Source organism: Clostridium sp. JS66 (assembly GCF_033561535.1).
Lineage (GTDB): Bacteria > Bacillota > Clostridia > Clostridiales > Clostridiaceae > Clostridium_AM > Clostridium_AM carboxidivorans.
Window position 1 is genome coordinate 6251386 of record NZ_CP131467.1, and the last position, 24565, is coordinate 6275950.

At 30.6% G+C, this 24565-nt stretch carries 28 protein-coding genes; 11 read left to right on the forward strand and 17 right to left on the reverse strand.

The annotated features are described in order from the left end of the window. Positions 1 to 139: 139 nt before the first annotated feature. The gene (locus Q6H37_RS29075) at positions 140 to 688 is read right to left on the reverse strand and encodes a 2'-5' RNA ligase family protein (protein ID WP_318738557.1); all 549 of its coding nucleotides are present in this window, start codon (positions 686 to 688) and stop codon (positions 140 to 142) included. A gap of 257 nt (positions 689 to 945) precedes the next feature. Between Q6H37_RS29075 and Q6H37_RS29080 the strand changes: the two genes are divergently transcribed. The 5 genes from Q6H37_RS29080 to rlmH all read left to right on the forward strand — a co-directional run bounded on the left by Q6H37_RS29080 (position 946) and on the right by rlmH (position 4775). Beyond that, entirely contained in the window at positions 946 to 2208 is a 1263-nt protein-coding gene (locus Q6H37_RS29080) for a UDP-N-acetylglucosamine 1-carboxyvinyltransferase (protein ID WP_007059847.1), read from the forward strand. A gap of 26 nt (positions 2209 to 2234) precedes the next feature. Next, entirely contained in the window at positions 2235 to 3020 is a 786-nt protein-coding gene (locus Q6H37_RS29085) for an MBL fold metallo-hydrolase (protein ID WP_318738558.1), read from the forward strand. Positions 3021 to 3036: 16 nt separating this feature from the next. After that, positions 3037 to 3591: a GerMN domain-containing protein gene (locus Q6H37_RS29090; RefSeq protein WP_318738559.1), complete on the forward strand. Its 555-nt coding sequence runs from the start codon at positions 3037 to 3039 to the stop codon at positions 3589 to 3591. A gap of 116 nt (positions 3592 to 3707) precedes the next feature. Then, positions 3708 to 4211 carry an SEC-C metal-binding domain-containing protein gene (locus Q6H37_RS29095; RefSeq protein ID WP_318738560.1) on the forward strand — a complete coding sequence of 168 codons (504 nt, stop codon included), beginning with the start codon at positions 3708 to 3710 and terminating at the stop codon, positions 4209 to 4211. 84 nt (positions 4212 to 4295) lie between these two features. Continuing rightward, the gene (gene rlmH / locus Q6H37_RS29100) at positions 4296 to 4775 is read left to right on the forward strand and encodes a 23S rRNA (pseudouridine(1915)-N(3))-methyltransferase RlmH (protein WP_318738561.1); all 480 of its coding nucleotides are present in this window, start codon (positions 4296 to 4298) and stop codon (positions 4773 to 4775) included. 25 nt (positions 4776 to 4800) lie between these two features. On the opposite strand, the gene Q6H37_RS29105 is transcribed toward rlmH, so the two are convergent. Together Q6H37_RS29105 and Q6H37_RS29110 are read right to left on the reverse strand one after the other, a co-directional pair. Continuing rightward, complete coding sequence (locus Q6H37_RS29105; RefSeq protein WP_318738562.1) at positions 4801 to 5160, reverse strand: hypothetical protein; 360 nt, start codon at positions 5158 to 5160, stop codon at positions 4801 to 4803. A 22-nt stretch (positions 5161 to 5182) separates the two neighbouring features. Then, positions 5183 to 6163 carry a ParM/StbA family protein gene (locus Q6H37_RS29110; RefSeq protein ID WP_318738563.1) on the reverse strand — a complete coding sequence of 327 codons (981 nt, stop codon included), beginning with the start codon at positions 6161 to 6163 and terminating at the stop codon, positions 5183 to 5185. Positions 6164 to 6950: 787 nt separating this feature from the next. Here Q6H37_RS29110 and asnS point away from each other — a divergent pair. The 6 genes from asnS (at position 6951) to Q6H37_RS29140 (ending at position 12386) form a co-directional block, all read left to right on the forward strand. After that, the gene (gene asnS, locus Q6H37_RS29115) at positions 6951 to 8342 is read left to right on the forward strand and encodes an asparagine--tRNA ligase (protein WP_318738564.1); all 1392 of its coding nucleotides are present in this window, start codon (positions 6951 to 6953) and stop codon (positions 8340 to 8342) included. Between the two features lie 19 nt (positions 8343 to 8361). Beyond that, complete coding sequence (locus Q6H37_RS29120; RefSeq protein WP_318738565.1) at positions 8362 to 8607, forward strand: TM1266 family iron-only hydrogenase system putative regulator; 246 nt, start codon at positions 8362 to 8364, stop codon at positions 8605 to 8607. 400 nt (positions 8608 to 9007) lie between these two features. After that, positions 9008 to 9496 carry a dUTP diphosphatase gene (locus Q6H37_RS29125; protein WP_318738566.1) on the forward strand — a complete coding sequence of 163 codons (489 nt, stop codon included), beginning with the start codon at positions 9008 to 9010 and terminating at the stop codon, positions 9494 to 9496. 105 nt (positions 9497 to 9601) lie between these two features. After that, entirely contained in the window at positions 9602 to 10033 is a 432-nt protein-coding gene (locus Q6H37_RS29130; protein WP_007059837.1) for a DMT family transporter, read from the forward strand. 165 nt (positions 10034 to 10198) lie between these two features. Continuing rightward, positions 10199 to 11092 carry a selenium metabolism-associated LysR family transcriptional regulator gene (locus tag Q6H37_RS29135; RefSeq protein WP_318738567.1) on the forward strand — a complete coding sequence of 298 codons (894 nt, stop codon included), beginning with the start codon at positions 10199 to 10201 and terminating at the stop codon, positions 11090 to 11092. A gap of 94 nt (positions 11093 to 11186) precedes the next feature. Then, on the forward strand, positions 11187 to 12386 hold the full coding sequence (locus Q6H37_RS29140) for a S8 family serine peptidase (RefSeq protein ID WP_318738568.1): 1200 nt from the start codon (positions 11187 to 11189) through the stop codon (positions 12384 to 12386). Between the two features lie 91 nt (positions 12387 to 12477). Here Q6H37_RS29140 and Q6H37_RS29145 read toward each other — a convergent pair whose 3' ends face one another. From Q6H37_RS29145 to Q6H37_RS29210, 14 genes are all read right to left on the reverse strand, one after another. Next, positions 12478 to 13425: a phosphoglycerate dehydrogenase gene (locus tag Q6H37_RS29145; RefSeq protein WP_318738569.1), complete on the reverse strand. Its 948-nt coding sequence runs from the start codon at positions 13423 to 13425 to the stop codon at positions 12478 to 12480. Between the two features lie 101 nt (positions 13426 to 13526). Next, complete coding sequence (locus Q6H37_RS29150) at positions 13527 to 14372, reverse strand: acetyl-CoA carboxylase carboxyltransferase subunit alpha (protein WP_318738570.1); 846 nt, start codon at positions 14370 to 14372, stop codon at positions 13527 to 13529. A gap of 42 nt (positions 14373 to 14414) precedes the next feature. Further along, a complete protein-coding gene (gene accD, locus Q6H37_RS29155) occupies positions 14415 to 15284 on the reverse strand; it encodes an acetyl-CoA carboxylase, carboxyltransferase subunit beta (RefSeq protein WP_318738571.1) in 870 nt (289 codons plus the stop codon). Between the two features lie 40 nt (positions 15285 to 15324). Beyond that, a complete protein-coding gene (locus Q6H37_RS29160) occupies positions 15325 to 16671 on the reverse strand; it encodes an acetyl-CoA carboxylase biotin carboxylase subunit (RefSeq protein ID WP_007059829.1) in 1347 nt (448 codons plus the stop codon). After that, the gene (gene fabZ / locus Q6H37_RS29165) at positions 16664 to 17125 is read right to left on the reverse strand and encodes a 3-hydroxyacyl-ACP dehydratase FabZ (RefSeq protein ID WP_007059828.1); all 462 of its coding nucleotides are present in this window, start codon (positions 17123 to 17125) and stop codon (positions 16664 to 16666) included. Before fabZ ends, Q6H37_RS29160 begins: the two co-directional genes overlap by 8 nt. Before the next feature lie 29 nt (positions 17126 to 17154). Beyond that, the gene (accB, locus tag Q6H37_RS29170) at positions 17155 to 17673 is read right to left on the reverse strand and encodes an acetyl-CoA carboxylase biotin carboxyl carrier protein (RefSeq protein WP_318738572.1); all 519 of its coding nucleotides are present in this window, start codon (positions 17671 to 17673) and stop codon (positions 17155 to 17157) included. A gap of 1 nt (position 17674) precedes the next feature. After that, on the reverse strand, positions 17675 to 18913 hold the full coding sequence (fabF, locus tag Q6H37_RS29175; protein ID WP_318738573.1) for a beta-ketoacyl-ACP synthase II: 1239 nt from the start codon (positions 18911 to 18913) through the stop codon (positions 17675 to 17677). A 27-nt stretch (positions 18914 to 18940) separates the two neighbouring features. Next, the gene (fabG, locus tag Q6H37_RS29180) at positions 18941 to 19687 is read right to left on the reverse strand and encodes a 3-oxoacyl-[acyl-carrier-protein] reductase (RefSeq protein WP_318738574.1); all 747 of its coding nucleotides are present in this window, start codon (positions 19685 to 19687) and stop codon (positions 18941 to 18943) included. Then, the gene (gene fabD / locus Q6H37_RS29185) at positions 19687 to 20628 is read right to left on the reverse strand and encodes an ACP S-malonyltransferase (protein WP_318738575.1); all 942 of its coding nucleotides are present in this window, start codon (positions 20626 to 20628) and stop codon (positions 19687 to 19689) included. Before fabD ends, fabG begins: the two co-directional genes overlap by 1 nt. A gap of 14 nt (positions 20629 to 20642) precedes the next feature. Next, positions 20643 to 21590, reverse strand: coding sequence for an enoyl-[acyl-carrier-protein] reductase FabK (fabK, locus tag Q6H37_RS29190; protein ID WP_318738576.1), 948 nt, complete (start codon positions 21588 to 21590; stop codon positions 20643 to 20645). A 37-nt stretch (positions 21591 to 21627) separates the two neighbouring features. After that, on the reverse strand, positions 21628 to 21855 hold the full coding sequence (locus tag Q6H37_RS29195; RefSeq protein WP_318738577.1) for an acyl carrier protein: 228 nt from the start codon (positions 21853 to 21855) through the stop codon (positions 21628 to 21630). Positions 21856 to 21877: 22 nt separating this feature from the next. Then, the gene (locus tag Q6H37_RS29200) at positions 21878 to 22858 is read right to left on the reverse strand and encodes a beta-ketoacyl-ACP synthase III (protein ID WP_318738578.1); all 981 of its coding nucleotides are present in this window, start codon (positions 22856 to 22858) and stop codon (positions 21878 to 21880) included. Continuing rightward, complete coding sequence (locus tag Q6H37_RS29205; RefSeq protein WP_318738579.1) at positions 22851 to 23327, reverse strand: MarR family winged helix-turn-helix transcriptional regulator; 477 nt, start codon at positions 23325 to 23327, stop codon at positions 22851 to 22853. Before Q6H37_RS29205 ends, Q6H37_RS29200 begins: the two co-directional genes overlap by 8 nt. A 92-nt stretch (positions 23328 to 23419) precedes the next feature. Beyond that, positions 23420 to 24499, reverse strand: coding sequence for a nitronate monooxygenase family protein (locus Q6H37_RS29210; RefSeq protein ID WP_318738580.1), 1080 nt, complete (start codon positions 24497 to 24499; stop codon positions 23420 to 23422). Positions 24500 to 24565: the final 66 nt, after the last annotated feature.

Genomic DNA, 24565 nt, shown 5'->3' on the forward strand with positions numbered 1-24565 from the left:
GTTAACCGGTTTAGTTAACCGGTTAATCTCATTTTATATTATCTTTTAATATATGTCAATAATTTTCTGTAAACTTTTTCACACGCAAAAAAATAAGGACCTTATATTTACTAATAAAGTTTATATAAGGTCCTTACTTTTAAAATTCTCTTAATTGAAAAGTTTTTATTACCATATCTTTTTTATTATTTATAGGTTTCCAAAGTTCTATTCTATCTATTATGCCCATCTTATGGAAGTTCAAGTTTTTAGTATTTTCACACGCTGTAACATATTCCTTGCTACTCCATTGTCTTGATGCAAAATTAGTATTAGCTACTGCTACATGTAAGTCCCAGTTATCTATATTTTCTCTAACATCAAATCCATGCAGCTTTAAACTTTCATTTACCTGTCTTGCAATTCTAATAATATAACCCTTATTTTCTATTTTTAAATTAACAGACTTATATGGAGGGTCAAAACATATAGCTCCATTTATCTTTACTTTAAATTTTTTATAAGGCTTTAATATATCTCCGACTATTTTATTTAACTTTTCAATATCCGGATCCCCTATAACTTCTAATGTTATATGTAAAACAGGCATATTTTTGTATAATTTGTACTTTCTACATATATTTTTTTGTATTTCTTCAATAGAAGAATAAGAATCCTTGTTAAATAGCGCCACTAAGTAATATTTCATATTTGTTCAATCCCCCAAATTAATCTTAATAAAATAGTATAAAATGTGATTTTTTGATATAAATATAATCTATATTTTTAATAATATAATGTTTTCTCAACTTTTTCAATTAAATTACATAAAACATCCTCTTCACATTTTTAAAATTAATGTTAAAATATTATAGAATTATGTTATAATAAACTTTGTGTAGTAATATGAATTTAAGATTTTTAATTTAATATAAATTTTATTAATATGATAAGGATGGATCGGGAATGGATAAATTGGTAATTAACGGAGGAAAACCTCTTTTTGGTTCTATAGAAATAAATGGTGCTAAGAACGCTGCTGTAGCAATACTTCCTGCTGCTATACTCGCAAGTAAAAATGTTTGCAATATAGATAATATACCTAACATTGAGGATGTTCACTGTTTAGAAAGAATAATTGAAAGCTTAGGTTGTAAAATAGAAGTAGGAAAAAATTCAGTTGTTATAGATAGCACTACTATAAATAATGTAAATGCTAATACTGAAGACGTAAGAAAAATGAGAGCTTCTTACTATCTTATAGGTGCTCTTTTAGGTAGATTTAAAAAAGCCAGAGTAGAACTTCCTGGAGGATGTCCTATTGGAGTTAGGCCTATTGATCAACATATAAAGGGTTTTGAAGCTTTAGGTGCTAAAGTAGATATAACACATGGCTGTGTTGTAGTAGAAGCTGATCGATTAATAGGAACTAATATTTTCTTTGATGTAGTTAGTGTAGGAGCTACTATAAATGTCATGCTTGCAGCAACTCTTGCTGAAGGTGTAACTACTTTAGAAAATGTAGCAAAAGAACCTCACATTGTAGATGTAGCAAACTTTTTAAATAGTATGGGTGCTAATATAAAAGGTGCAGGTACTGATGTAATAAGAGTTGTAGGTGTAAAAGAACTTCAAGGATGCTCCTACAGTGTAATACCTGATCAAATAGAAGCTGGAACTTATATGATTGCTGCTGCTTCATGTGGTGGTGAAGTGCGTTTAGAAAATATTATACCCAAACATTTAGAATCTATTTCAGCAAAGCTCATAGAATCAGGTACTGAAATAATTGAAGATGGTGACTGTATTACTGTAAAATCTAACGGAAAGCTTAAAGGAGTAAACATAAAAACTCAACCTTATCCAGGGTTTCCAACAGATGTACAGCAACCTATGAGTACCCTATTAACAGTGGCTAAAGGTAGAAGCATTATATCTGAAAGCATATGGGAAAGTAGATTCAAGCATGTTGATGAACTAAAAAAAATGGGTGCCAATATAAAAGTAGAAGGTAGAACTGCTATAATAGATGGTGTTGATAAACTTACAGGGGCAGTAGTTAAAGCAACTGATTTAAGGGCAGGTGCTGCCATGGTTATTGCTGGTCTTATTGCTGATGGAGTTACGGAAGTTCTAAGTATTGAACATATTGATAGAGGTTACCCAAATATTGAAGATAAATTCAAGGCTCTAGGTGCAGATATAAAAAGAGTTAGTTGCTCAGAATAGTATTAATTTAAGATAGGAGAATTATTATGATTTTCTGTCCTTTGTATAGTGGCAGTAGTGGAAATAGTATATTTGTATCTTCTAATAACACTAAAGTTTTAGTAGATGCAGGACTTCCAGGAAAAAGCATAGAAAAAGCACTTGAGCGTATTGGAGAAAATCCTGCTGACATTGATGGCATATTTGTTACTCATGAACATATAGATCATACAAAGGGAGTAGGTGTATTATCTAGAAAATATGATATACCTATATACACAAATGCTCCTACATGGGATTCTATGTCAAAAACCATTGGTAAGATAAAAGATAAAAATATTAAAGTATTGCAAAGCAATTGCATAAGCATTAAAGATATGGATATAACTAGTTACAAAATCTCTCATGATGCAGCTGCTCCTTCTGGATATTCTCTGAGTTGTGAAGATAAAAAAGCTTGTATAGCAACTGATTTAGGATTTTTTTCTACAGAGATTCGCAAAACTCTAGAAGATGCAGATGTAGTTCTATTAGAGAGCAATCATGATGTTGAAATGTTAAAATTCGGTCCTTATCCTTATAATTTAAAGAAGCGAATTTTAAGTAATATAGGCCATTTATCTAATGATGATTGTGGCAAAGCTATTGTTAATATAGCAAATGGTAAATTTAAGAAAATTATTTTAGGACATTTAAGTAAAACAAATAATTACCCTGAACTTGCATATCAAACAGTATTAAACATACTAAATGAAGCTAAAATTGATCTGAATAAAGATTTAACTGTTTCTGTAGCTAAAAGGGATATGCCTAGTAATTATATAGAATTTTAATAAAAAGGTGAGGGATATGAAAAAAACTCTTTCGATATTCATATGTTCCATGACTATATTTTCTATGGTAGGCTTAACAGGGTGTAAAAACAAGGACACTATAAGTTCTGGTGATAAAGAAAAGCAAATTGCTCTATCAAAGGAAAAGGAAAATGCTTTGGATTTAAATATATATTTTGGATCTTCTAATAATTCTACTGATTTATCTAAAGAACAACGCGTTATAAAAAAAGATGAATTATTAGGCGAAACCATTATTAATGAGATTATAAAAGGTCCCGGTGTAAAAAGTAATTTAAACCCGGTTTTACCTAAAGATACAAAGCTTTTAAGTTTTTCCATTAAAGACAATACTGCTTATGTAAATTTTAGTAAAGAGGCAAATATATCTATGAATGCATATAAAGAAGAAACTTGCTTAAAAAGCATCATTTTTTCTTTAACTGAATTGCCTTCAATACAAAAGGTTAAAATTTTTATAGACAACAAGGATACTAATATGTGGGGAAATAATTTTAACTTAACATCCCCACTTGGAAAAGATACTATATCAAATACTAAGAAAAAGTAAATTATAATAAAAAGTGGTATAAAAAGATTATTGAAAAATATTAGGTTTTTTATTATAATATTTGAAGTAGTATGCATTTTTAAGTTAGTAATATATTTTCAAAAGGAGATAAAACTATGAGTTTGTATAAAAGTTGGACAGATATGGTTGTAGATTTTGTTAAAACTAGAGGAGAAGCTGCATTCTGGAAAGAATATGGTTCTATTGAAAAAAGTATTTATACAAAAGTTTTGGCAGAACATAATCATACTATAAGTGGAAGCATTAAAGATTTGGCAGATAAATTTGAAACTTCAACAATATTTTTTATGGGTTTTCTAGATGGAATTAATGACAGTCTTGTTGAATCTTTTGATCTTAATACTCTAGAAGAGGATTCTAACATTGAAATAAAAATAGATTTTGAAAAATTATATTTTAATATGTTAGATGCTAAAGCTGATTATCTTTACACTCTTCCTCAATGGGAATCTATATTCTCTAAAGAAAAGAGAAAAGAAATACATAAAGATTGGGCTAACTCTAAAACTGTAGTAAACAAAAACAAAGTAGGCAGAAATGACCCATGTCCATGTGGCAGTGGAAAGAAATATAAACACTGCTGTGGAAAAAATGCTTAGTTTGAAATTAAATCCCTACACTTCAGTGTAAGGATTTTTTTCTTTGTTAAAATACACTATATATAATGATTAGGAGATTTTATAATGAACATATCCATAATATGCGTTGGTAAACTTAAAGAAAAGTACTTAAAGGAAGCTATAAATGAATACTCTAAACGTTTAAGCAGATATTGTAAATTAGATATAATAGAAGTTCCTGATGAAAAGACACCTGATAATGCTTCTGAAAAAGAAGAACTTCAAATAAAAGACAAAGAAGGCTTAAGTATTCTAAAACACATAAAAAGTAATATGTTTGTTACTGCTTTAGACCTAAAAGGTTCTATGCTTTCCTCTGAACAATTAGCGTCTTTTATAAAAGATGCTGGTATTAATGGAAATAGCAACTTAGCTTTTATAATTGGTGGTTCCCTTGGCCTTTCAAGTCAAGTATTATCGCGAGCTGATTTTAAGCTTTGTTTTTCTAAAATGACATTTCCTCATCAACTTATGAGGGTAATTTTATTAGAACAAATATACAGAAGCTATAGAATCATTAGTGGTGAACCATACCATAAGTAACATTTAACTTTTTATTTGAATTCTTCTAATCCTCATCAATAGGTATATCATCTAAATCACTTTCTAAAGCACTTATGTTTGTTTTTATTTCATTTATAATTGTTTTCTCATTTTCTACATCATTTTTAGTTTCTGCTAATCCAAGTGTCACAGTACTATTAGCTTGAATGAACTTTTTCAGTCTGTCATCTATTAATTTTTTTATAGATTCTAAATTATTGTTTCCAATAGAATCCTTATATTTTTCATAAAATCTTATAGATTCACAAATATAATCAGTTGTTACAAAGCTTTCATTATTAAGCTTTTTATTTTCTAGTAACCTCCTTATATCCATGTTTTTCTTAGAAAATGTGAGAACCAATGATCCAGGTCGTTTTGCCATAATATATCCCCCCTATTATTCCCTAGGTAATATATTTCTTGTATGCCACTTTATATAAACCTTCTACAGTTGACCATTGTGGATCAGCTGTTATAAATGAATTAGGAATTTTCTTTGTTATAGCTTCAACTAACTTCTGGGTAGTACCACCTATAAATACTAAACCATCTAATTCTTCAATACGAAATCCATGCCTACTAATCTGATCACAAGCTTCATCAAAAAAACGATTTTTGCTCTCCTCAATAACTTCCTGACTTCCCTTATCTATCTGTCCAAAATTAGATAAATATCCAACATTAAGTGCTCTTTCTGCCACCTCGAATTTAACTATATTACCTCTCTTATAACCTGTTAAATCATCAGCTACATAATTAATTAGTTTTATTGCACCAAACTCCTCCACAAAACGATCAGATGAAGGCGACATACAAATACCATCAGTATAAAGGGAAAATGTAAAATTTAATCCTCCAAAATCCACTACTCCTATTTTTTTGTTCTTAAACAAATGAGGAGATAAATAAACTATTCCAGACCCCTCAGCCTTTATCATTACATTAGAAATTTCAAAGCTATAATCCTTATCATCTACATTTATTTCTATAATTCCGCTACCCTTTATGAAATCTTTATATTCTTGTTTAGCCTTTTCAACCTTCAACACACTTATAGGACACGCAAGAACCATACTTATTTTGTTATCCTTAGTATCGGGTTCTAAAAATTGAGTAATGGCTGTATAAGTGCACACTTTATGTATGAACAACGTCTTTGATGTCTCATAGCTTTTAGTTTCACCTTGTTCACCTACAATTAATTCTTCACCATTAAACACTACCTTATATGATTTTCCCTCTGCATCTATATATCCATTTTTTAGCTCGTATATCTTAGTTCTAATGTTCACCTTCTTTATATCAGAAGTTAACCCCTTAGAATTTCTTCCAACAGCCTTAACAGCATATTTTCCAGCATCTAATGCCATTATGTATTCAGCCATTTTCATCACTCCTCTAAATTATTTTCGTATCTACATTGTACTCTAAATGTAGGTGCAAATCAATTACTTTTTATGCAAATATTGTAAAAAATTATTTTCATAAGCTTATTTTGTAGATACACTATATCTACGTTATAGATACAATTATGTAAATCCATGCAATTTAACTAATTATATTTATACATTAATCCACTTAATAGCCAATTCTTCTGTTCTATGATATACTAACCTTGAAAAAGAAAATTAATATTTACAGGGCAATAATACTACATACATTTTTCAAACTATGTACTTTAATAAAAAAGTGAAAATCACTTTATTTAAAGCATATTATAACACCCACTGGCAATAATAGAAATTAAAGGAACATGCTATAGCCTTTAGACCTACATATTGGTTTAAGTATCTATAATATAAACGTTGACATATAATTGTATAGATATTATAATTTTAGAATAAAGTGTATAATAAAAAGTAATGACGAGACTAGCAAATGTAGCCTTTATTTTTAGCAGTTTATTAAGTTAAATCATAAATATTTAGTTTACATTTAATAACAACCTTAAGTTTCTGATCTAACTCCTCATTGGATAGTAGGCTTAGAAGTAGTCAATGCCTTACTACTGGTAAGTAAAGAAATTTTCTTTACTGTTTAAGTTAGTCATTTTTGACAAATTAGGTGTTACTGCTAAATTGAAGCCTTTCGTCCCTTTATGGATGGAAGGTTTTTTACATGTATTTATTTAAATAATAATTAAATTTTATATTTTTAGGAGGAATTTAATTTATGAAAATAACATTAGTAAAATCCTTATATAGGGAAACTGAAAAATTTGCCAATAACCCTGTAAAAATATCTGGTTGGATAAGAACCGTAAGAGATTCTAAATCATTTGGTTTTATAGAGATAAATGATGGATCATTTTTTAAGAATATCCAAGTAGTTTTTGATGATAGTCTTGAAAACTTTAAGGATATAACAAAACTTGCTATTAGTTCTTCTTTGTCAGTTGAAGGCACTATAGTACTTACACCTGGATCAAAACAACCTTTTGAAATGAAAGCTACTAAAATAACTGTAGAAGGAAAATCTTCTTCAGATTACCCATTACAAAAGAAAAGACATTCACTTGAATATTTAAGAACTATAGCTCATTTAAGACCTAGAAGTAATACTTTTTCAGCAGTATTTAGAGTTCGTTCTGTATCTGCATTTGCTGTTCATAAGTTCTTTCAAGAAAAAGGTTTCGTATACGCTAATACGCCATTAATAACTGGAAGTGACTGTGAAGGTGCTGGAGAAATGTTCAGATTAACCACTTTAGATTTAGAAAACGTGCCAAAAGACGAAAATGGCAAAGTAGATTATTCAAAAGATTTCTTTGGAAAAGAGACAAATCTTACAGTAAGCGGCCAATTATCTGCAGAAACTTTTGCTCTTGCATTTAGAAATGTTTACACTTTCGGACCAACATTTAGAGCTGAAAATTCAAATACAGCAAGACATGCTGCTGAATTCTGGATGATAGAACCTGAAATGGCCTTTGCTGAATTAAAAGATTATATGGACATAGCTGAAGACTTGGTTAAGTACATAATAAAATATGTGCTTGCAAATGCACCTGAAGAAATGGAATTCTTTAACTCATTTATTGACAAAGGATTGTTTGATAGATTAGATAACGTTGCAAATTCAGACTTTGGTAGAATTTCATATACAGAAGCTGTAGATATATTGAAAAAATCTGGTCATGAATTCCAATACCCAGTAGAATGGGGAATTGACCTTCAGACTGAACATGAAAGATATTTAACTGAAAAAGTATTTAAGAAGCCTATATTTGTAACAGATTATCCAAAAGATATAAAGGCATTTTATATGAGAGCAAATGAGGATGGAAAAACAGTTGCTGCTGCTGACTTACTTGTACCTGGTGTTGGTGAAATAGTAGGTGGAAGTCAAAGAGAGGAAAGATTAGATATATTAGAAAAGAGAATTGATGAAATGGGACTTAGCAAGGAAGACTACTGGTGGTACCTTGAATTAAGAAAGTATGGTGAAACAAAACACTCAGGCTTTGGTTTAGGATTTGAAAGAATTTTAATGTATATAACTGGAATGTCTAACATAAGAGATGTAATTCCATTCCCAAGAACAACAGGTTCTGCTGAGTTCTAATAAACTCGGAGGTAATAACATGGAAAAAAGAATTGGTGTTGTAGGCATAGTTATAGAAGATCTTGAAAACGCATCAAAAGTTAATAGCATACTTCATTCTTTTGCAAGCATAATCGTTGGAAGAATGGGAATTCCTTATAAGGAAAAGAACATATCAGTTATATCATTAATTGTTGATGGTACGTCAGACAACATAAGTGCTATGACTGGTAAACTAGGTAAAATTGAAGGCGTTAATGTAAAGTCTGCTATAACAAGGAAATAAATCTTCATTTTGGAGAAAAGCAAGATAATTCATTATTGTTAAAATAACTAAGATAAGGTTTGTTAAAAAACTAAAAGTTGAAATTGCCTTATGGAATTTATATCAATACTATGAAAGTATTGTTTAAATAAAATGAAATTTAATATATAATTAAGTTTAAAGAGAGAGTTTTCTGTATAAATTAGGCAGCTCTCTCTTTCATTTTACTTGAATATTGAGTCTAATTATCCTAAAAAATCAAATTTTTTTAACAATTTAAAAAAAATTTCATGTAACCGTTTGCTGGTCATTTCAATATTTATTAATTTTCGATAAAATATATAAGTAGGAAGTATTTATCTAAAGGTAACTTAATGTTATTATACTTAATTATAAGGATATGGAAAGGCGGCCTTATTATATGAATCTGGAAAAACTATTTCACTTACAACAAAATTTAAATGAACGTATAGAAAAAGAACATGAACTTGATCAAACTTCTTTGTTGTCGAAAAAAGTATTAGCACTTCAAGTAGAACTTGCAGAACTTGCTAATGAAACTAAATGTTTTAAATATTGGAGCTCTAAATCTGCCTCAAATCGGAACATTGTTTTAGAAGAATTTGTTGATTGTCTTCATTTTATACTAAGCCTAGGGTTGGAAAAAAGCTTTGAAAACATAAACAATATAGCTATTAAAGACTCTCAATATGATATAGTTGCTCAATTTTTAAATCTCTATGTAGATATAAATGATTTTTTTATTTGTTCTTCTAAAGATAATTACATAACTTTATTTGAAGACTTTCTTGCTCTAGGAAAAAGCCTTGATTTTAACATAGAAGATATAGAAAATGCTTACCTTATTAAAAATTCTATTAATCACAAAAGACAGGATAAGGGATATTAATATATCTCTATTAAGACCTATAAGTATTATAGGTCTTTTATTTTAACCATAATTAATAATGCTAATTAATTATGGTTAAAATAATCTTAGGGTGGTGATTTTAAAATGCTTGGTATAATATTTTCAATAATAGCAGGTATATCTATGAGTCTTCAAGGAGTTTTCAATACAAGACTCGGAGAAAAAATAGGATTATGGGAAACAAATGCCATAGTTCAAGGCACAGGTTTTGCTTTAACTTTAATTACTTTATTTCTTTTAGGTAATGGAAGCCTTAGCAACATAAAGCATTGTAATAAAATATACTTATTAGGTGGTTTTCTCGGAGTTATTATTACTTTTACCGTAATGGAGGGTATTGCAAGCTTAGGTGCTACTTACTCCATTGCAACAATACTAGTAGCCCAATTAACTGCTGCCGCCTTAATAGATGCTTTTGGATTCTTTGGTGCACCTCAAGTTAAATTTCACATTACTAAAATAATTGGAATTTGTATAATGATTTTAGGTATTGTAATATTTAAATGGAAAGGTTAAATATATTAGACTTAAACGAAATATAAGGATATAATGTATAATGTAATTGGTATTATAATGATTTTCCCACTTCTAAAAGTAGTGATGATACATTCTATACCAATTAATAAATCTTACTCAATATTATTATATTAAGACAACATCTATTACGGGGGGATAATCTATATGGATTTTAAACAAATAGAAGCTTTTATAAATGTGGCAAAATTTAAAAGCTTCTCTAAAGCTGCAAATGCTTGTTTTTTATCACAACCTGCTATTAGCTCGCATATATCTAGTTTAGAAAAGCAACTTAAAATACAGCTTTTTGATAGAACTTCAAAAGAAGTGCTTTTAACACCAGCTGGAAGCTCATTTCTAAATTATGCTATAGACATTTTAAATGCACGTGATAAAGCTATTTCTAATCTAGCCAAATTCAATGAAACAGTTAGCGGAAAACTTAAATTAGCTTCTAGTACTACTCCTTGTAATACAATAGTACCTATTTTAATAAAAAAATTTCACACTTTGTATCCTGAGGTCTCTTTTGATGTAATGGAAAGAAGCTCTAGAGAAATAATTGAAAACATTATTAAATTTGACTGTGAATTAGGCATTATTGGTGAATTAGTTAATGATGAAAAAATTAAAAGCTATAAACTAATTGAAGATGATTTAATCGTAATATCAGCACCAGAATTTAACTTACCAAGTTGTATGAAAATAGAAGAACTGTTAAAGTATCAATTTGTTTTAAGAGAAGAAGGTTCTGCTACAAGAAAAACCTTTGAAGATGCTCTGCAAAAACAAGGATTTGATACATCTAGCATGGACATATGCTTTGAAGTTAATAATTTGGATAGCTTACTTCAATTTGTTAAGCAAGGTTTAGGTATATCTGTAGTATCTAGCCAAGTGTTTAGAGATTATATATCCTATGGCCTTATAAAAGAAACCTCTATAGAAAATTTATATTTAAAAAGATACATTTATTTAATATTAAGTTCTAAAAGAACACTTACTCCAACATCTAAAGCTTTCTTTAATTTATGTAAAAACTACTTTAAATTTGATTAGCACATATGCTCCTAAAAATTAATTATTCTTAAGCACACATATTTAATGTTAACATTATAATATATATATGGAATTAATTTTTAAGGAGCTTTAGATGTTTTCTATAAAAAATAAATTAGATAAAAACCTAAAAGTTGCCATAGCCAATAAACATTATAAAAATTATAGAATCATAATACATTGTAAATCTCTACCAGAAGTTATTGAAAAGAAAATAAGAACATATAAAGGGAATCTAATTCACTTTATTCCTTACATCAATTGTATTTCTACTATTCTCTCATCTAATGCTATAGAGAGAATTATAGAATATCCTGAAGTAGATTATGTAACTTTTGATGACTATGCACTATTGTGTGGTAATGACATAGCTTCTTCTAATAAAATATCATTTCAAAAAAAATATAAATTAACTGGTAAGAATATAGGCATAGGATTAGTTGATAGTGGTGTTTATCCTCATACTGATCTATTGACCCCTAATAATAAAATCAAAAAATTCACAGATCTTTTAAATAATTATAATTATCCGTATGATGATAATGGACATGGAACCTTCATGAGCGGTATAATATCTGGCAGTGGTTATTTATCAAAAGGTGTTTATAAAGGAATAGCTGAAAATAGCCATTTATATTGTATCAAGGCTTTTAATGGACTAGGTAAAGGTTATATATCTGATATCTTATTTTCTATAGCAACTATTATTTCTGAAAGTGAGGAATATAATATAAAAGTACTATGCCTTCCATTTGAACTAACATCAAATGATTATTTTAAGCTTTCCTTATTTCAACAACTTTTTATGATAGCATCTAATAATTACAATTTAACAATTGTAGTTCCATCAGGTCATAATGGTAATTCAGAATGCAGTATTTCAGGTATCGCTACTTTAGATAACTGTATTACAGTAGGTGGTATAGATACCACTAAACATAACTTTAAACCATATAAATATTCATCTAGTGGACCATTTTCTAAATTAGAAAAACCTGATACATGTGCAGCAGCTGTAAATATATGCTCATTAAATACAAATAAAATTTATATATCAGAAAGAAATGGATCGAAAGTATATCCTCAATCTTTAGAAACTCCTTACACTTGCTATACTGGCACATCCTGTGCAGCTGCTTATATAAGTGGCATTTGCGCTCTACTATACGAAAGCAATCCTAACTTAACTTTTAAAGATTTAATTTCTCTTATAAAAACATGCTGTAATCTTTTAGAATTACCTAAATGGCTTCAAGGAGCTGGAATACTAGATCTAGATAGACTGTTATCTTAAAACTTTTGCAATGTTAACTTGTAAAAAATTAAAATAAGCATATTTAGACTGATTTTAAAATTACAATCTAAGTATGCTTATTTAAGCAATACTAATATCCTTTATTCAAGTCAACTAAATTTATTAGCTTTTCATTATTTTTATATCTTTTTAAATTTTCGTATATTAAATTAAATCTTCTAGCATTTCTCATTTCCGATATCCATGAATTATGTGGAGTTATTATAACATTATCAAAATTCCATAAAGGATTATTTATATCTAAAGGCTCTTTTTCTACTACATCTAATGCAGCTCCACCTATCTTGCCTTTATCAATATTTTTTATTAACGCATTTTCATCTATTATAGAACCTCTTGCTACATTTATTAAATATACTCCATTCTTCATTTTATTAAACTTATCTTCATTAATAAGGTGATGAGTTTCATCAGTATACGGTATTGTAATAACCACTACATCACATAATCCTAACATTTCATCAATATTCTTGTTTGAAAAGCATTTATGAAAATTATCAACAGGTCTGCCATTAGTATTTAATCCTAATATTTTCACACCAAATCCTGAGAATCTTTTTGCTGCTTCCCGGGCAATACTACCTGTACCTATAAATCCAATTGTTTTACTAAATAACTCTAATACCGTAGTATCTATTTTCCATACTTTATTTTTCTGATTTTCATAAAATTTGCTACTGCGCTTTAGCAATTCCAACGCCTTTAATACAATCCACTCACCCATAGGAATACTATATCCGCCTCTATTATTACTTATACTAATGGAACTATTTATTATATAGTCAATTGGTAGCTGATCTATTCCTGCACTAGAAAGTTGAATCCACTTTAATTTCTTCATTTTACATATATCTAATGTTTTAAATGGGTTATAACAAACTAAAATTTCAACATCTTCTAAATCGTTACTATACTTTGCATCTTTTTCATTAATTATTTTTACATCATAACCTAAGCCCCTGATTTCTTCCATTTTATCTGTACCATAATCATAAGTAAATAGAACCTTATTTTTCATAATTACACCCCAATTTTAAAAATAAAGTAGCCTTTTCTACCAAAAGCCACTCTAAACAAATAAATTATTTTAAATAGTTTAATTAGTTAATTAGTTAATTACTACTCCACGTATTTTCCCATATTTCTAAATTTGCTGTACCTTTTATCTAATAGTTCTTCTATAGATTGCTTTTTTAGTACACCAATCTTTTCCACCAACTCTTCTTTTATAGATGTAGCCATTTTTTCTACATCTTTATGTGCTCCTCCTGAAGGTTCTTTTATTACTTTATCTATAATACCATATTCTTTTAAATCCTTAGCTGTTATTTTCATAACTTCTGCTGCTTCCTTAGCACGTGAAGCATCTTTCCATAATATACTTGCAAATCCTTCTGGAGATAGTACAGAGTACACTGAATTTTCTAGCATCCATACATCATCTGCTACTGCAAATGCTAATGCACCACCACTTCCACCTTCTCCAATTACAATTGAAATTACGGGAGTTTTTAATTTTGACATTTCCAAAAGATTTTTAGCTATAGCTTCTCCCTGACCTCTTTCTTCTGCTCCTTTTCCACAATAAGCCCCTTGAGTATCCACCATACATATTATTGGTCTTCCAAACTTTTCAGCTTGTTTCATGAGCCTTAAACCTTTTCTATACCCTTCAGGCTGTGGAGATCCAAAATTTCGTTTTATATTTTCTGCTGTATTTCTTCCTTTTTGGTGTGCTACTATAGTTACAGCCATTCCATCTAATAATGCTATACCTCCAACTACTGATGCATCATCTGCAAAACATCTATCTCCATGAAATTCTATAAAGGAATCAAATATTCTTTCTATATAGTCTAGCGCTGTAGGTCTTTCTATCATCCTAGCTAAAGATAGTTTTTCCCAAGCAGTTTTATTATCAAGTTTTTTACTTAAAATACGCTGTACTTTTTCTAATTTCTCCATAAAGCAAGCTTCCTTTCCTTAGAAAATATAACTTTTCTAAAACTACCTATTCTTATCATGAATCATAAGTATTTTTTTAAGAGTTCCCTTTAAATCATTTCTATGAACTATACTATCTATAAATCCATGTTCCAATAAAAATTCTGCTCTTTGGAAACCCTCCGGCAATTTTTGACCTATAGTTTGCTCTATAACTCTTTTACCTGCAAAACCAATTAAAGCCCCTGGTTCAGAAAGTATAATATCTCCAAGCATAGCAAAGCTAGCTGTTACACCTCCTGTAGTTGGATCTGTAAGTACAGTTATATATAAAAGTCCTGCTTCACTTAATTTACCTAGTGCTGCACTTACTTTAGCCATTTGCATAAGTGAAAACATACCTTCTTGCATTCTAGCACCACCAGAAGTAGTAAAAATTATTATAGGTCGTTTAAGTTCTATCGCCATTTCTACAGCTCTTGCAATTTTTTCACCAACTACAGACCCCATACTTCCCATCATAAAATGACTATCCATAACACAAATAACTACTTCTTCACCAAAAATAGTTCCTTTGCCTGTAACCACAGCTTCATTTAATTCTGTAGCATTTTGCATTTTTTTTATTTTCTCTTCATATCCTTTAAAATTTAATGGGTTTGCTGAAGTTATATTCTTATCAAATTCTTCAAATGTATTTCTATCTATTATAAATTTTATTCTTTCCCTTGCATCCATCCTAAAATGGTGCCCACATTGCTTACATACTTGGTTGCTATCTTCAAGATCATTTTTGTACAAAACTTTTCCACAACCATCACACTTTACCCACATACCATTAGGAATACTAGGCTTAGTTTCTTCATCTGCTTTTCTTAATGACTGTTGACTTACAGTAATATATTTTGTCTTCTTAAATAGATTATTTAACAAGTTAGTCACCTCCAGTTAGAAGTTCATAGCAAAAAAATTGCTATGAACTCTTAACTTTATTCTCAATAAATCTTGTATCATAAGTTCCTTTTATAAAATTTTCATCATTTATAAGTTCAAACTGAAAATCAATATTTGTTTTAACTCCCTCTATAATAAATTCTCCCAAAGCTCTTCTCATTTTCCATATAGCTTCTTCTCTATCCTTACCATATACAATGAGTTTTGCTATCATAGAATCATAGTATGGAGGTATTTTATATCCTGAATATACCGCACTATCAATCCTAACATTAAAGCCACCTGGTAAATATAAACCTTCAATTTTTCCTGGAGATGGCATAAAGTTCCTGGAAGCATCTTCAGCATTTATTCTACACTCTATAGCATGGCCTTTTATCTCTATATCTTCTTGAGAAAAGCTTAATGGTTCACCTGCTGCAATTTTAATCTGTTCTTTTATTAAATCCACTCCAGTTACCATTTCTGTTATAGGATGCTCCACTTGTATTCTAGTGTTCATTTCCATAAAGTAAAAATCCATATTTTTATCAAGCAAAAATTCTATAGTACCTGCACTATTATATTTTACTGTTTTTGCTGCTCTGACTGCTGTTTCTCCCATTTTTGCTCTAAGTTCTTTTGTCATTATAGGACATGGTGCTTCTTCTAGTACCTTTTGATTTCTTCTTTGCATAGAGCAATCTCTTTCTCCAAGATATACTACATTACCATGATTATCTCCTAATATTTGAATCTCTACATGTCTTGGTTTTTCTATAAACTTTTCAACATATATAGTACCATCACCAAATGAAGCTTCTGCTTCAGCCTTAGCATTTTCATAATCTTTTATAAGATCTTTTTCTTCATAGACTACTCTTATGCCTCTTCCTCCACCTCCAGCAGATGCTTTTACCATTACTGGATATCCTATTTCTTTCGCAACCTTTAACAATTGCTTTTCATCTTTTATTGCACCTTTAGATCCTGGAACTATAGGTACCTTTGCCTTTATCATAATATCTCTAGCATTAGACTTATTTCCCATATCATCTATACAATCAGCATTTGGTCCTATAAATGTAATATTACACTCTTCACACATTTTTGCAAACTTACTGTTTTCAGATAGAAACCCGAAGCCTGGATGAATGGCTTCTGCTCCTGTGAGTACTGTAGCACTTATAATATTCTGTATGTTTAGGTAGCTATCCTTTGCTGCAGCAGGACCTATACATACAGCTTCATCTGCTAGTTGAGTATGTAGTGCATCTCTATCTGCTTCAGAATAAACCGCTACAGTTTCTATACCCATCTCTCTGCAAGCTCTTATAATTCTAACCGCTATTTCGCCTCTATTTGCAATTAATATCTTACTAAACACTTGCATCACCTATCATAAACATTACTTCAGCTTCACAAGCCTTCTTATCATCCACATATGCTATGCCTTTAGCTATACCTGCAGGTCCTTTAATTTTTATCATTTCTACTTCTAATCTTAGTATATCTCCTGGCACTACCTTTTTTCTAAACTTAGCCTTATTTATTCCTCCAAAGTAAGCAATTTTACCCTTAAAATTCTCTTGGCTCAATATAGCAACTGCTCCTGCTTGAGCCAATGATTCCACAATAAGTACCCCAGGCATTACAGGTTCTTGTGGAAAGTGTCCCTGAAAAAAGTATTCATTCATAGTCACATTCTTATAAGCTACTACCTTTTTACCTGGCTCCATATACGTTACCTTATCTATTAATAAAAAAGGATATCTATGTGGAATAATTTCTTTTATTTCTTTTATTCCTAGATTAACATTAAACTCTATGTTATTGTCCATTATTTTTCCTCCTAGCGATTTTTTAGGAACTAATTAGCCTTTATTTTAAACATAGGCTGACCGTATTCAACCATTTGATTATTTTCTACTAAAATTTCAACAACTTCGCCATCTACTTCACTTTGAATTTCATTCATAAGTTTCATAGCTTCTACAATGCAAAGAGTATCTCCCTTCTTAACTTTAGTTCCTACTTCTACAAAAGCTGGTTTATCTGGACTTGATGATCTGTAAAAAGTTCCTACTATAGGTGATACAACTTCTTTTACATTTAAGTCTTCCTTTATTACAATTTCATCCTCTTTGTTTTCCTTTAACTTTTCAGTTTCACTTTTAACTTTTTCTTCTGATTTTTTTTCTTCTACAACTTCATCTACAGCTAATTTTTTTTCTTCCACTAATGTATTACTGTTTTCTGTGTGTCTTGTACAATCAGGTTCTCCCTGTTTTCTCATAACTATAGAAATTCCATGCCAGTTAACTTCTAAATAACCTAATTTAGAATTATCCATAGTTTTAACCATTTCTTCAATTGCTTTAAAGTCCATCTTACTCACTCCACTTTTTTAATAAAATTACTGCATTATGTCCACCAAAACCTAAAGAATTGGACATGACATATTTAAGATCAGCTTTTCTTGCTTTATTTGGAACATAATCTAAATCACATTCCTCATCTTGAACTTCATATCCTACTGTAGGAGGTATGATTCCTTCTTCTAAAGCTTTAACACTTATTACAGCTTCTATTGCTCCAGCTGCTCCTAATAAATGTCCAGTCATTGATTTTGTAGAACTTATAGGTACATTCTTAGCATAATCTCCAAAAGCTTTTTTAATTGCCTCTGTTTCAACTTTATCATTTATTTTTGTACTTGTTCCATGAGCATTTATATAAGATACTTCTTCTTTTTCAATTCCAGCTTCTTCTATAGCAAGGCTCATAGCCCTTGCTGCACCTTCACCACCTGGTGCTGGTGATGTCATATGATATGCATCACATGTAAAACCATATCCAACTAATTCTGCATATATTTTAGCTCCTCTTTTTTGAGCATGCTCTAAAGATTCTAATATTAATATACCAGAACCTTCTCCCATTACAAATCCATCCCTTTCCTTATCAAAAGGAACAGATGCTCTTTTAGGATCTGTACTCTTAGTTAAAGTAGTTGCTGCAGCAAATCCAGCCATAGACAATGGTGTAATACATGCTTCGGTTCCACCTGCTATCATTACATCTGCAAGATTATTTTTAATCATTCTAAAAGCTTCACCCACACAATTTGTACCTGTAGCACAGGCTGTAACTATATTACTGCATGGTCCCATAGCTCCAAATTTTATAGCTATATTTCCAGCAGCCATATTACTTATAATCATTGGTATAAATAAAGGAGTTATTCTGTTAGGTCCTTTTTCCTCTAACACAGAATGTTGTTTTTCTATAGTTCCTATTCCACCTATACCTGAACCAATAACTACTCCAAATCTTTCTTTCTCTACACTTTCAATATCAAGTTTAGAATCTTCTACAGCTTCCATTGCTGAAACCATAGCAAATTGACAAAATCTATCAAATCTTTTTGATTCTTTTCTGTCTAAATGTTCACTTGGGTCAAAATCTTTAACTTCTGCTGCAACTTTTGCTTTATAATTTTCTGCATCAAAACATTTTATGAAATCTATACCTGAAACACCATTTTTTATATTATCCCAGAATGTATTTGCATCATTTCCAACTGGAGTTATTGCTCCAATTCCTGTAACTACTACTCTTCTTTTCATAATTAATTCACCAACCTCTAATTTAATTTACATAACCATTCCGCCATCTACATTTATCACATGACCAGTAATATAATCTGAATATGGCAGTGATAAAAATGCTACTACATTTGCTACATCTTCAGCAGTTCCAAATCGTTTTAGTGGTATACCTTTTAATGTTGTTTCTTTTGCTTTATCAGATAAAACTTCTGTCATATTGGTTTTAATAAACCCTGGTGCTACAGCATTCACAGTTATATTTCTTGAGGCAAGCTCTCTTGCTACAGATTTAGTCATTCCTATTATTCCTGCCTTTGCAGCAGAATAATTTACTTGACCAGCATTACCTGCTATTCCTACTACAGAAGATATATTTATTATTTTACCACATTTTTGTTTCAACATTACAGAACTAACATGCCTTATACAATTAAATGCGCCTTTTAAGTTTACTTCTATTACTTTATCAAAGTCTTCTTCTTTCATTCTAAGAAGTAATCCATCTTTAGTTATTCCTGCATTATTTACAAGAACATCTATTCTCCCAAAAACTTCAACAGCCTTCTCCATAAGGCTTTTAGCTCCTTCAAAGGAACTAATATCTGCCTGAACTGCTTCAGCTTTAACACCTAGAGCTCTTATTTCTTCAACTAAATCTTCTGCTGACTTTGACTCACTTCTATAGTTAATTACTATATTAGCTCCAAGCCCAGCTAATTTAAGTGCTATAGCTTTACCAATGCCTCGGCTTGCACCTGTAACTACTACAGTTTTACCCTTTAAATCTTCCATTAGCTATTCTCCTTTAACTTTTCAATAGTACTTTCTAGTGATTTTACATCCTGAACGTTTAAAATTGTAGCTTTTCTATCTATTTTCTTAACAAAGCCACTTAATACTTTTCCAGGTCCAATTTCTATAAAAGTATCTACACCCATATCTATCATTCTTTTTATACTTTTTTCAAAAAACACTGTACTCATAACTTGTTTCTTTAAATAACCTTTTACTTCATCCTTATTATCTACAACTTCTCCTGTAACATTAGTTATAACAGGAATAGAAAAGTTTCCTATAGATACATCTTGTAATTCCTTTTCCAATTTTTCTGCTGCTGGCTTTAACATAGATGTATGGAAAGGTCCACTTACAGAAAGCATTATAGCTTTTCTAGCTCCTGCTTCTTTTAACTTTTCGCAGGCAATTTCTAATGGCTTTGCTTCTCCCGCAATTACTACCTGACCAGGACAATTTAAATTAGCTATTTCAACTATACCCATACTTCTACAATCATTACATACTTTTCTTATGGCATCTTCATCTAATCCTATAATAGCAGCCATGGCACCTACACCTTCTGGTACTGCTTCCTGCATATACTTTCCTCTTTTTTTTACTAAGCTTACTGCCTCTATAAACTCTAATACACCACTAGCAACAAGTGCTGAATACTCTCCTAAACTTAGTCCTGCAGTAACATCTGCCTTTATTCCATTGCTTTCTAATATTCTCAAAGCAGCTATGCTTGTAGTTAAAATTGCTGGCTGTGTATTTTCTGTTTTATTTAATTCTTCTTCTGGTCCTTCAAAACACATATTACTTATAGAAAATCCTAGTGCTTTGTCTGCATTATTAAATATATCCTTGCAAACATCAAAGTTATCATATAACTCTTTGCCCATTCCTACATATTGTGCTCCTTGTCCAGAGAATAAAAAAGCTACTTTATTCATTTTTTCCACCTCTTTTATTCAATTCCAAACATCTTTTCTACTCTTGATATATGTTTTTCTGCTTCACTAAACATTTCCTGTATTATTTCTTCACAACTTTGTTCTTTGCATACTAGGCCTGATATTTGTCCTGCCATTACAGAACCATTATCTACATCTCCATCTACTACCGCTCTTGAAAGTGCTCCTCTTCCTAATTCTTCATACTTTTCAAGTGGAGCTCCTTCTTTTTCAAGCAACTGAAATTGTCTTGTAAGTTTGTTTCTTAAAACACGAACAGGATGTCCAGTAGGCCTTCCTGTAACTTGAGTATCTATATCTTTTGCATGTAATACTTTTTGCTTATAAGCTTCTGGAACTATACATTCATGAGCAACTAAAAATCTTGTTCCCACTTGTATTCCATCAACTCCAAGCATAAATGCTGCTGCTACTCCTCTTCCATCTCCTATTCCTCCTGCTGCAATTACTGGTATGCTTACAGCATCTACAACTTGTGGAACTAACGCCATAGTAGTAAGTTCACCTACATGACCTCCTGATTCACATCCTTCTGCTATAACAGCATCTACACCAGCTCTCTCCATTCTTTTAGCTAATGCTACAGATGCAACTACAGGTATAACTTTTATATTATATTCTTTCCACATATCTATATACTTTCCGGGGTTTCCAGCTCCAGTAGTTACTACTTTAACGCCTTCTTCACAAACCATTTTAGCTACTGCCTCTGCAGTTTCTCCAAGTAACATTATATTTACTCCAAATGGTTTATCTGTAAGCTTCTTTGCTTTACGTATCTCTTCTCTCACCCATTCTACTGGTGCATTACCTGTAATAATTCCTAGACCTCCAGCATTAGACACTGCTGCTGCCAAAGAACTATCAGCAATTCGAGCCATACCACCTTGAATAATAGGATATTTTATCTTCACCATTTGCGCAAATTTGGAATTAATCATAGTTTTTCCTCCTAAACATCAATAATTTTTTATTACGTTACATAACTTTTGTTTTTTCTTCAACAAACCTTACAGCTTCACTTACAGTTGTTATATCTTCTGCATCTTCTATCTGTACTCCAAATTGTTCTTCTATCTCTATTACTATTTGAAAAAATTCCAATGAATCTACTCCTAATTCCTCAAAAGATGTATTCATTGTAATTTTATCTTGCTGCATTCCCAGTTGTTCCTCTATTATCTTTTTTATTTTGTCAAATACCATTTAATTCTCTCCCAATTTTATGCTACCATTCAATTGCTATTCCTCCATAGGTGAGTCCACCGCCAAAGCCTATAAGTAAAATTTTATCTCCTGTTTTTAATAAGTTTTTCTGATTCATTTCATCTAAAGCAATTCCAATAGTAGCTGCAGAAGTATTTCCAAATTTGTCTAAATTAACATAAAATTTATCTTCACTTACTCCTAATTTTTTAGCTGCAAATTCTATTATTCTATAATTTGCTTGATGAAGAACTATATATTTTATTTCATCCATTGAACAATTTATCTTTTCTAAAAGTTCTTCTGTTGATTGCAATATAGTTTTAACTGCAAATTTAAATATTTCTCTTCCGTTCATTTCCACATAGCTATTTACATTAACATCTATATCCTTTTTATCAGTGTATGGATTTACCACTGGTACGGCTTTTGAAACTAGATACTGACCTTTGCTGCCATCAGATCCATTACATATAGCCAGTATACTTTCTCTATCTGATTCACTTAACACAGCAGCTGCCGCTCCATCACCAAATAATACACAAGTGCTCCTATCTTCCCAATTTAATACTTTGGAAAGTGTTTCTGCTCCTATAACTAAAACCTTCTTTACACTTCCTGTTCTTATAAATTGAGTAGCTATATTAATTCCATAAACAAATCCAGAACAAGCCGCTGATATATCAAAACAAGTAGCATTTACTGCTAATATATTTTTCTGAACCAAACATGCTGTAGAAGGAATAAAATTATCTGGAGTAGATGTAGCCACAATAATTAGATCAATTTCTTCTGGCTTTACTTTTGATTCTTCTAACGCTTTTGAAGCAGCTTTAGATGCCATTTCTGAAGTATCCTCACCTTCAGATATTCTTCTCTCTTTTATACCTGTTCTACTACTTATCCATTCATCACTTGTATCTACAATACAAGATAAATCATCATTAGTTACAATCCTTGGTGGTACATAACTTCCTGTACCTATAATTTGTACCTTATTCATTAATTTTCTCCTTATAGCTAGTTTTTAAATTATACTTAGATTTAAAAAAAACATTAAGCTTTTCTAAGGATTTAATCAAAATTTCTTCTTCTTCTTCATTAAGTCCTTCTATCGCTTGTTTTACCATGTCATGATGAAATTTTCCATGGATTCTATAAGCTAATTTTCCTCTTTTATTTAATCTAATAAAAACTATTCTTCTATCCTGTTCACTTCTTTTTCTTTCAACATAACCCTTTCTAACTAAGTGACTTATAGCTGTCGTTAGCGTGCCTAAAGTTATATTTAATTCAACTGCTACTTCTGTCATAGTTCTAGGCTTATACATTCCTATGGCCTCAATAGTATGAATTTCTGTAACAGATAAATCCTTAAAAACACCAGACTGAAGAGCTTTTTGTTCTATTTCTAGTATATCATTAAAAGTATCTACTAAAAGTTCATTCAAGACATCTATTCTCCTATTCAATTAAATCACCACTTTAAATTTATATTTATAAAAAGCTCTTAAATAACTTGGGCCATTTTAATGATTTTATCACCCTATAAATCTAATTTTAATTAGCCTTTATAATTTTTTTCAGCTTCTGTTACCAATTCATCTATTAATTCTTTTACAGTAACAATTTTATCTATTCTATAAGCATTACTACCCGTAAAAATAAGTCCTTCTTCAAGGTTTCCTCTTACTGCTTGAACTAATGCCTTTGATATACAATAAGGAGTACTCCTAGGATTACACTTTTTTAAGCAATTAAAGCAGCTTGTAGGTGCTATTCTACCTTTTTCAACTCGCTTTATTAGTTCATTTCTTATAGCTCTTCCTGGAAGACCTACAGGACTTTGTATAACTTTAATATCATCTTTTTTTGAATCCACATAGGCTTTTTTAAACCTTTCATCAGCATCACATTCCTCTGTTGCTACAAAACGTGTGCCCATTTGAACTCCTGAAGCTCCTAGTTCTAAAAATTTAGCAATATCGGCTCCAGTGTACACTCCACCTGCTGCTATTACAGGTATATGTTTTCCACATTCCTCTTCAAAAGGTTTTACTGCCTCTATTACCTCAGTTACAATCTCCTCAAGAGATCTTTTATTTTCTTCTAGCAACTGTTCTGGATGGAATCCTAAATGTCCTCCAGCTTCAGGCCCTTCAACTACAACCATGTCAGGAATTCTATTATATTTTTTACTCCAATGCTTTATAATAACTGAAGCTGATTTTCCTGAAGAAGCAATAGGCGCTATTTTTACATTACTTCCTTCAACAAGCTTAGGCAATAATAAAGGTAGTCCTGCACCAGATATAATTACATCTACTTTCTCATCCACACAAGCTTTTACCATTTCATCATAATTGTTAATGGCTACCATTATGTTGACTCCTATAATACCCTTTGGACTTATTTCTTTTGCCTTTTTTATTTCCTGCCTTAAAGCTCTAATATTAGCTTCTTTTGTATTTGTTTGAAAATCTGGTTCTCTATATCCTATCTGAACTGAAGATATTACACCGATACCACCTTCATTTGCTACTGCTGATGAAAGTTTGTAACCGGAAATACCTACTCCCATACCGCCTTGAATAATAGGTACTTCAGCTTTTAGTTCTCCTATGACTAATGGTGGTAATTTCATCTAATCGTCTCCTTTAAAATGATTTTTCACTATCAAATATTTTGATAGTCAAAGTATATATTAAAA